A 7,028-nucleotide genomic window follows, 5' to 3' on the forward strand; every position below is an offset into this window, starting at 1 on the left:
TGAACCAGTTTGCTATCCTGTTTGGCGAGCGCTTCACGCTCGCACGTGGCTAGAAATCTTTAAACCGCCTCGCACACAAAAATGCGGACAGGTTCGCGTGCGCTGTACGAAAGTGCTCGCGCACAAAACCCGGCACGCTGGTCAGGCGCCATCCGCAACTGGCACCTGACGGACGCGGTCTATCTGAATCCGGAGCGAACCCAGGCCTCAGCCGAAATGTATAGGCAGGCCGCGTAACGGTTCAGGCGACAACTACCTTGACACACACCGCATGCAAAGAAAAGTAGGTGCCCCCCCGCACAGGGGGATCGCCAATAGACCACTAACAAAGCAAGGAAAGGCCAACCCCAAAATAAACCACCACACAGTCACCAACCCCTACCAAAGCGAAACAAAAAAATGCCCCAATCAAAATTCCTACCAACAGTACTGTTATCAATAACAATCACCGCAACCGCGCACCCCACCGACCAATACATAAAACTAGAAAAAATCCAAAACACCCGCGACCTCGGCGGCATAGAAACCGCAGACGGCCATCAAATAACCCCCCACCGCCTCTACCGAAGCGGCAACCCATCCCAAGCCTCGCAGCAGGACATAAAAACCCTCCAGGCAATGCACCTCGACGCAATAATAGACTTCCGCGCCGCAAGCGAAAAACAGCCAAACGAAAAAGCCTTCGCAGATCAATTCCCCTGGCAATCCGACCCAGTCCTCGCCGGCAACCTGTCGCCCTCAGCCATCATCCCGCTTCTCAAGCGCTCCACCCCCGAGCAAATGCACGACTTCATGCTCAACCTCTACCGCCAGTTCCCAAGCAACTACCAACCCCAATTCGCCCACTTCCTGAAACTCGCCGAAGACAACAAAACCATTCTCTACCACTGCACCGCAGGCAAGGACCGCACCGGCTTCGCCACGGTCCTGCTGCTATCGGCACTCGGCGTAGACCGCCCCACCACCATCGCCAACTACCTCGAATCAAACCGCTACAACGCAGCAGGCAACGCGCAAGCCACCCAGCAACTGCAAAAACTCGGCATCGCCCCCGACGTCGTCGCGCCACTGCTCACGGTCGATCCCGACTACATCGGTGCGTCCATGCAGGTCATCGACCAGCAATACGGCGGCATGCAGCACTACCTCGTCGACGTGCTCCACGTCGACATTGCGAAGATCCGCGCCAATTACCTCACCGCACCCGCGCAACCGTCATGAACTGAATCCTCGAAATGAAAAAGGCGGTGCATGCACACCGCCCTTCATTCGATCATCAAGCTTCGAACACATGCCGTAATGGCGGCGGCGCACCGCCCTCGCGCACCTTGATCTCCACCACCTTGCGCGCCGTGCTCGACGGACGCACATCCGCCGCATCCAGATAGAACTGCGAATACCAGTCGCGCATCTGATACAACGGCCCATCGCCTTCACACAGCAATGGATTGTCGATCCGTGTTTTCGTGTCCCAGATCGCGACGTCCTCGTAGAACGCGGCCTGCGCCTGCTTCGCGTACGCGCGCGCAATTTCCATGTTCTGCTCGTCGGAGAGCCCTGGCACCTTCTTCACCATCACGCCGTAACGCAGCTCGAAACTGTTCATGTCGATCGGCACGTGACAGTTCAGCAGGATCGAATGAATCGGATGCCCACCGCTCTGCCCCGTCATTTCGGTGATGTGATACGCGGGGCCGAAATACGTGGACAGCGCAATCAGTTCGTCGTCGCCCAGGCGCTCGCTGCGTCCTACCAGCAGTTGCGTCGCCTTGTGGCCTTCGAACAGATTGGCGAAGTAATCGACCGGCGCGCCGTGCACGGTCGAAAAGTGCGCCATGTCGGAAATGTTATCCACCAGCTCGCGACAGTTCGTGCCGATCTCCATCCGGTCCACCACCCAGGCGGACCAGTCGTCGGAAAAGCAGGCCTCGATACGCGGAATCGTCACGGCCTCGTCCGGCGGATTGCCTTCCGGGTCGTGCCAGACGAACAGCAACTGGTTCTGCTCGCAGGTCTGCCAGGTGCCGATCTTCGCCTTCGGCGGAATTCGTTTGCAATAGGGAATCGACTGGCAATTGCCGTCGCCGTCCCACTGCCAGCCGTGAAACGGACAGACCAGCGTGTCGCCGTCCACGCGGCCGGCGCTTAGATCACCGCCCATGTGCGGGCAAAATCCGTCGACCACGTTGACGCGGCCGCGCGAATCCATGAACGCCGCGAGACGCCGGCCGAAAATATTCAGCGTGTGCGGCTTGCCGTCCTTGTAGTCGCTCGCGAGACCCAGGCAATGCCAGCCGCGCGCATAACGCTGCACGAGCGGTTGCGCTTCGATTTTGTAGGGACGTGCGGACATCTCTTATCTCCTCCGATGGAAAAGGCGGCGCCACCAGCCCGCCGCCGTCATAGGTCTGTCTGGATAGCGCGCGGACTCGCGCGCTTACGCCTGACGATAAGCGCCGCAATCGCTTCGTTCATCGTCTCGACGGACTAGGTATTTCAGCTAGCGCCGGTCGTCGCACGCACCGCACCTCACCTCCAGGTCCGCAGCGCATTTGCCGCTATCGGGCTCGCGCGGAAAGGCGCTGCCAAGCCCGAAAAACCCTTAGCGCGCCGGGTTGCCATGTTCCAGCGCGGCAGGTTCCGCCGCCTTGACTGATGCGGCGGCGACTCGCGCACCATCGTCGGCCGACGCACCGGTTCTCCCCACCTGCCTCGCACGCCGCTCCGCATGCTCGACACCGAGCCAGGCCGCCAGCGCCGGCAGCAGGAACACCGCGCCGAACAGATTGACGAGGAACATGAACGCGAGCAGCACGCCCATGTCCACCTGGAACTTCAGCGCGGAAAACGCCCACGTGCCCACGCCGATAAACATCGTCACCGCCGTAAACAACGCGGCGGTGCCGCGTTGGCGCATCGCGGCCGCGAATGCCTCCGGCAATCTCGCGCCGCCACGCACCTCGTGCTGCAATCGCTCGTAAAGGTAGATGCCGTAATCGACACCCACGCCGACGCCCAGCGTAATCACCGGCAACGTGGCGACCTTGAGGCCGATGCCAAGCCACGCCATCACCGCGTTGCACAGAATCGACACCACCGTCAGCGGCACCACGATGCACAACACCGCGCGCCACGAACGGAAGGTCACGACGCACAGCAGCGCAATCGCGCCGAAGATCGACAGCAGCATCGCCACTTCGGCATCGGCCACGGCCTCGTTGGTCGCGGCCATCACGCCGACGTTGCCGCCGCCGAGCCGGAATGCCACGTTCGGCGTGTGATCTTCGGCGGCCAGCCGCTTGATCTCGTCGACAATGTGCGCGATCGTTTTGCCTTCGTGATTCGTGGTGTAAATCAATACCTGAATCACCTGGCAGTTCTCGGTGTTCATACCGTTGTCGGGATCGAATGCGTTGGCACCCTGGGTCAGGCCGTCGCTGGAACGCGGCAAGGCACCCCAGCGCGGGTTGCCTTCGTTGAATGCGGCAATCGAAATCTTCGCCAGCGAGGGCACGCTCACCACCGATTGCACGCCCGCCACGCCGCGCATCTCCATTTCGAAACGCTCTATCGCGCTCATCACCGGATAGTGCAGACAGGCGTCGTCGAAGCCGGTCGTCTCGACGAACACCGAGAGCGCGTCGACGCCAATATCGTATTGACTCGTGATCCGCGCGTTGTCGAGGTTGTAGCGCGAGTTGGCGCGTAATTCCGGCGCGCCGGAGCCGATATCGCCAATCTGCAGATCGCGCGACGCCTTCGCGCCGAAGCCGAGCAGCACCAGCGCGACGACGAACACGCCAAGCGCCGGCGCGGGTCGCGCGAACGTCGCGAAGCGCGTCCACAGACGGCTGCCGCCGGCCGCAGCGCGGGCCTGCGCGCGCGCCAGCGTGGTTTTCTCGAGCCGTGTGTACGACAGCAAAATCGGCAGAAACACTTTGTTGGTGACGATCATCAGCAACACGCCGAGGCACGCGGTCACGCCCAGTTCGCGCACGATCTCGATCTGGATGCGCATGATCACCATGAAACCCAGCGCATTGGTCAGCAACGCGACGGTGCCCGGCACGAACAGCTTGCGAAACGCGTCGCGCGCGGCCTCCACGGACGGCATGCCGGTCACCAGTGCCTGCTTCCACGCATTCGTCATCTGCACGGCGTGCGAGACGCCGATCGAAAAGATCAGGAACGGTACGAGGATCGACATCGGGTCGATGCCGAGTCCGAGCATCGGCAGTGCGCCGAGCAACCACACCACCGGGAGCAACGCGATGAACAGTGCGAGCACGGTCGTCTTCATCGAGCGCGTGTAGAGCAACAGCAAAGCGGCGGTAATCACGAACGCCAGGGCGAAAAAGCCGATCACGCCGCTAATGCCCGACTCGACATCGCCGACGAGTTTCGCAAAGCCGATGATGTCGACCTCGACATACTGATTCGAATAGCGCGCGCGAATCTGCTCGAGTTGCCGCGCGACCGCGCCGTAGTCGAGATGCTTGCCGGTGGTCGGATCGGTCTCGCGCAACTCCGCGCGGATCAGCGCGGAATGCAGATCGTTGCCGACCAGACGGCCGATCTGCCCCGAACGCGCGACGTTGCGGCGCACGGTGGCCAGATCTTCAGGATTCGCGCTGCTGAACTGGCCGGGCACCACCACGTCGCCGCGAAAGCCGGCTTCGGTGACTTCCGTGTAGCGCACGTTCGGCGTGAACAGTGAGAACACCCGCGAGCGATTCACACCGGGAATGAAAAACACGTCATCGGTCGCGTGACGCAGGTCGTCCATGAACGCCTGGTTGTAGATGTCGCCGTGACCTTTCCAGCGCAGGCTCACGAGGATCGTGTTGGCGCCGGGAAAAGCGCTCGCGTAGCGATTGAACACCTGCATGTACGGGTGCTGCATCGGGATCATCTTGTTGAACCCGGGATCGAGCCGCAAACGCGTCGCGGAACAACCTAGCGCGACGGTCAGCGCAAGGCATAGCGTCAGCAGAATGCGACGGTGCCGCATGATTGTATCGGCGCAACGTTCGACGAAGCGTGACAGGCGCGACGGAGCGCGCGACGAAGCAGGACTGGACGGAGCATTCATGAGGCTTCTCACGGCAAGGCAACGGGATGCCCCGCGAACGCGGCCTTGATACGGCGGTCGAACGCGCGGCGAAAGATCGTCTGGCGACTGGCTGGCAGGGGCGCGGCGTCAAGAAGACGGTGCGCCGGCCGCCGCATGGGGCGCACCCGGCGGTGACTTCGGCAACGTCGGCAACACCGGCAGCAGCGACACACCTGCTTCGCCACCCAGCGCCAGCTCGCCATGCCCCACATCGACCACGGCGGCCAGACTCTGCACGCCGCCGACCTTGCGCACCGCGTAAGTCAGACCGTCGTCGCGCGACGTGACGATCGCGCCGCCCTGTCCGACCAGCACCAGTTCGCCATCGGCCAGTTGAACCGCACCGAAATACGAGGTGCCCAAGTGGCTATCCACGTGCGTCCACGTCTCGCCTCGATCGGTGCTGCGCAGTACGTTGCCGCGCATGCCATACGCGAGCCAGTCGCCATCGGCCAGTCTCAGCACGCCGAATAGCGAGCCCTGATACGGCACCGGGCGCTTTTCCCACGTTGCGCCGCGATCGGTGGAGCGCAGCAGCGTGCCGGTTTCGCCGGCGATGATCAGGGTGCCGCTAGCGTCGCCGGCAATCGCGTTCAGGTGGCGGTCGTCGGCGGGCGTTTTTTGCTGGACCCAGGTTGCGCCCGCATCGTGCGAGACGAACAACTGGCCGAAGCTGCCGGTCGCGAATACGAGACCGTCCGCATTACCCCACACCGACAGCAGCGGGTCCGAATGCTTGTGGTCGAACTGCACCTCGCTCCAGTGCGCGCCGCCGTCGACGCTGCGCAAGATCCAACCGTCGTGGCCAACCGCGATGCCGACCTGCGGCGAAATGAAGAACACCTGGGTGAGCGCCGACGCTTCATCGGTCGCGACCGTGGCTTGCCGCCACGAAGCGCCGCTGTCGTCGCTGAGCAGGATCACGCCGCGCTCGCCGACCGCGACGAGTCGCGCACCGGCCTTCGCGAGGCCATTGATCTGCAGACGATCGGCCTGAATGGCCGTGGCCGCGAACGCCGGTAGTGGACGCGGCGAGAACGCGAACAGCGCCGCGCCGAGCACGGCTGCCGACAGCAGCAAGCCGGGTAATGTCGTTTTCATTTGTCTTGTCTCCTGTCGACCAGAGTTGGCGCTTTAGCGCCTTACTCTGGTCCCATGCAAAGCACGACCAGAGTTGGCACTTCAGCGCCTTACTCTGGTCCCATGCAAGGCTCCGATCCGCGATCTACGCCGCTGTTTCGAAGAGCGCCGCCGCACCCATGCCACCACCAATGCACATGGTCACCACGACATAGCGCACGCCGCGCCGCCGTGCTTCGAGCAAACCGTGCATCGTCATGCGCGTGCCCGACATCCCGAACGGATGCCCCACCGCAATCGCGCCGCCGTTCACATTCAGGCGATCCTGCGCAATGCCCAGTCGATCGCGGCAATAGATCACCTGGCACGCGAACGCTTCGTTCATTTCCCACAGACCGATGTCGTTCACCGTCAGCCTATGCCGCGCCAACAGTTTGGGCACTGCGAGCGCCGGGCCAATGCCCATTTCGTCCGCGTCGCAACCGGCCACCGCGAGGCCGCGAAAAATCCCGAGCGGCGCGAGCCCGCGCTGCTTCGCTTGCGCCGCGCTCATCACGACCACCGCCGCCGCGCCGTCGGACAATTGCGACGCGTTGCCCGCCGTGATGAACTCGCCTTGCGCGACCGCTTCGCCGCCGCTCCAGACCGGCTTCAGCGCGGCCAGACTCGCGGCCGTGGTATCGGCGCGGTTGCATTCGTCGCGGGTAGCGCGCACGCTTTCGCTGCCCGTCTGCTTGCCTTCGAGCTTGTGTGAAAACGCGCTGATCGCCTAAACTGGATTAACTCATTCAGCATGGGTGACCGGATGAAGCGATTCATAGAAGGTGAAGATCGC

General features: G+C 62.7%; 4 protein-coding genes and 1 pseudogene. 1 reads left to right on the forward strand and 4 read right to left on the reverse strand.

Annotated features, from left to right (window positions below; translation table 11 throughout):
- Positions 1-399: 399 nt before the first annotated feature.
- Positions 400-1,221 (forward strand): tyrosine-protein phosphatase, encoded by an 822-nt coding sequence (locus BX591_RS35465; RefSeq protein WP_111935958.1) that lies wholly within the window; start codon positions 400-402, stop codon positions 1,219-1,221.
- Between the two features lie 55 nt (positions 1,222-1,276).
- On the opposite strand, the gene BX591_RS35470 is transcribed toward BX591_RS35465, so the two are convergent.
- From BX591_RS35470 to BX591_RS35485, 4 genes and pseudogenes are all read right to left on the reverse strand, one after another.
- Positions 1,277-2,353: a 3-ketosteroid-9-alpha-monooxygenase, oxygenase component gene (locus BX591_RS35470; RefSeq protein ID WP_111935959.1), complete on the reverse strand. Its 1,077-nt coding sequence runs from the start codon at positions 2,351-2,353 to the stop codon at positions 1,277-1,279.
- Between the two features lie 249 nt (positions 2,354-2,602).
- The gene (locus BX591_RS35475; RefSeq protein ID WP_111935960.1) at positions 2,603-5,092 is read right to left on the reverse strand and encodes an efflux RND transporter permease subunit; all 2,490 of its coding nucleotides are present in this window, start codon (positions 5,090-5,092) and stop codon (positions 2,603-2,605) included.
- 108 nt (positions 5,093-5,200) lie between these two features.
- Positions 5,201-6,214 carry a WD40/YVTN/BNR-like repeat-containing protein gene (locus tag BX591_RS35480; RefSeq protein WP_111935961.1) on the reverse strand — a complete coding sequence of 338 codons (1,014 nt, stop codon included), beginning with the start codon at positions 6,212-6,214 and terminating at the stop codon, positions 5,201-5,203.
- Between the two features lie 124 nt (positions 6,215-6,338).
- Positions 6,339-6,932, reverse strand: a pseudogene (locus BX591_RS35485) (thiolase family protein); the annotation flags it as partial.
- Positions 6,933-7,028 lie beyond the last annotated feature (96 nt).

This window comes from Paraburkholderia bryophila (assembly GCF_003269035.1).
GTDB classification, from domain to species: domain Bacteria; phylum Pseudomonadota; class Gammaproteobacteria; order Burkholderiales; family Burkholderiaceae; genus Paraburkholderia; species Paraburkholderia bryophila.

Coding starts and splice junctions, on each gene's coding strand:
- BX591_RS35465 (WP_111935958.1), top strand. CDS start 400: ATGCCCCAATCAAAATTCCTACCAACAGTACTGTTATCAATAACAATC.
- BX591_RS35470 (WP_111935959.1), bottom strand. CDS start 2,353: ATGTCCGCACGTCCCTACAAAATCGAAGCGCAACCGCTCGTGCAGCGT.
- BX591_RS35475 (WP_111935960.1), bottom strand. CDS start 5,092: ATGAATGCTCCGTCCAGTCCTGCTTCGTCGCGCGCTCCGTCGCGCCTG.
- BX591_RS35480 (WP_111935961.1), bottom strand. CDS start 6,214: ATGAAAACGACATTACCCGGCTTGCTGCTGTCGGCAGCCGTGCTCGGC.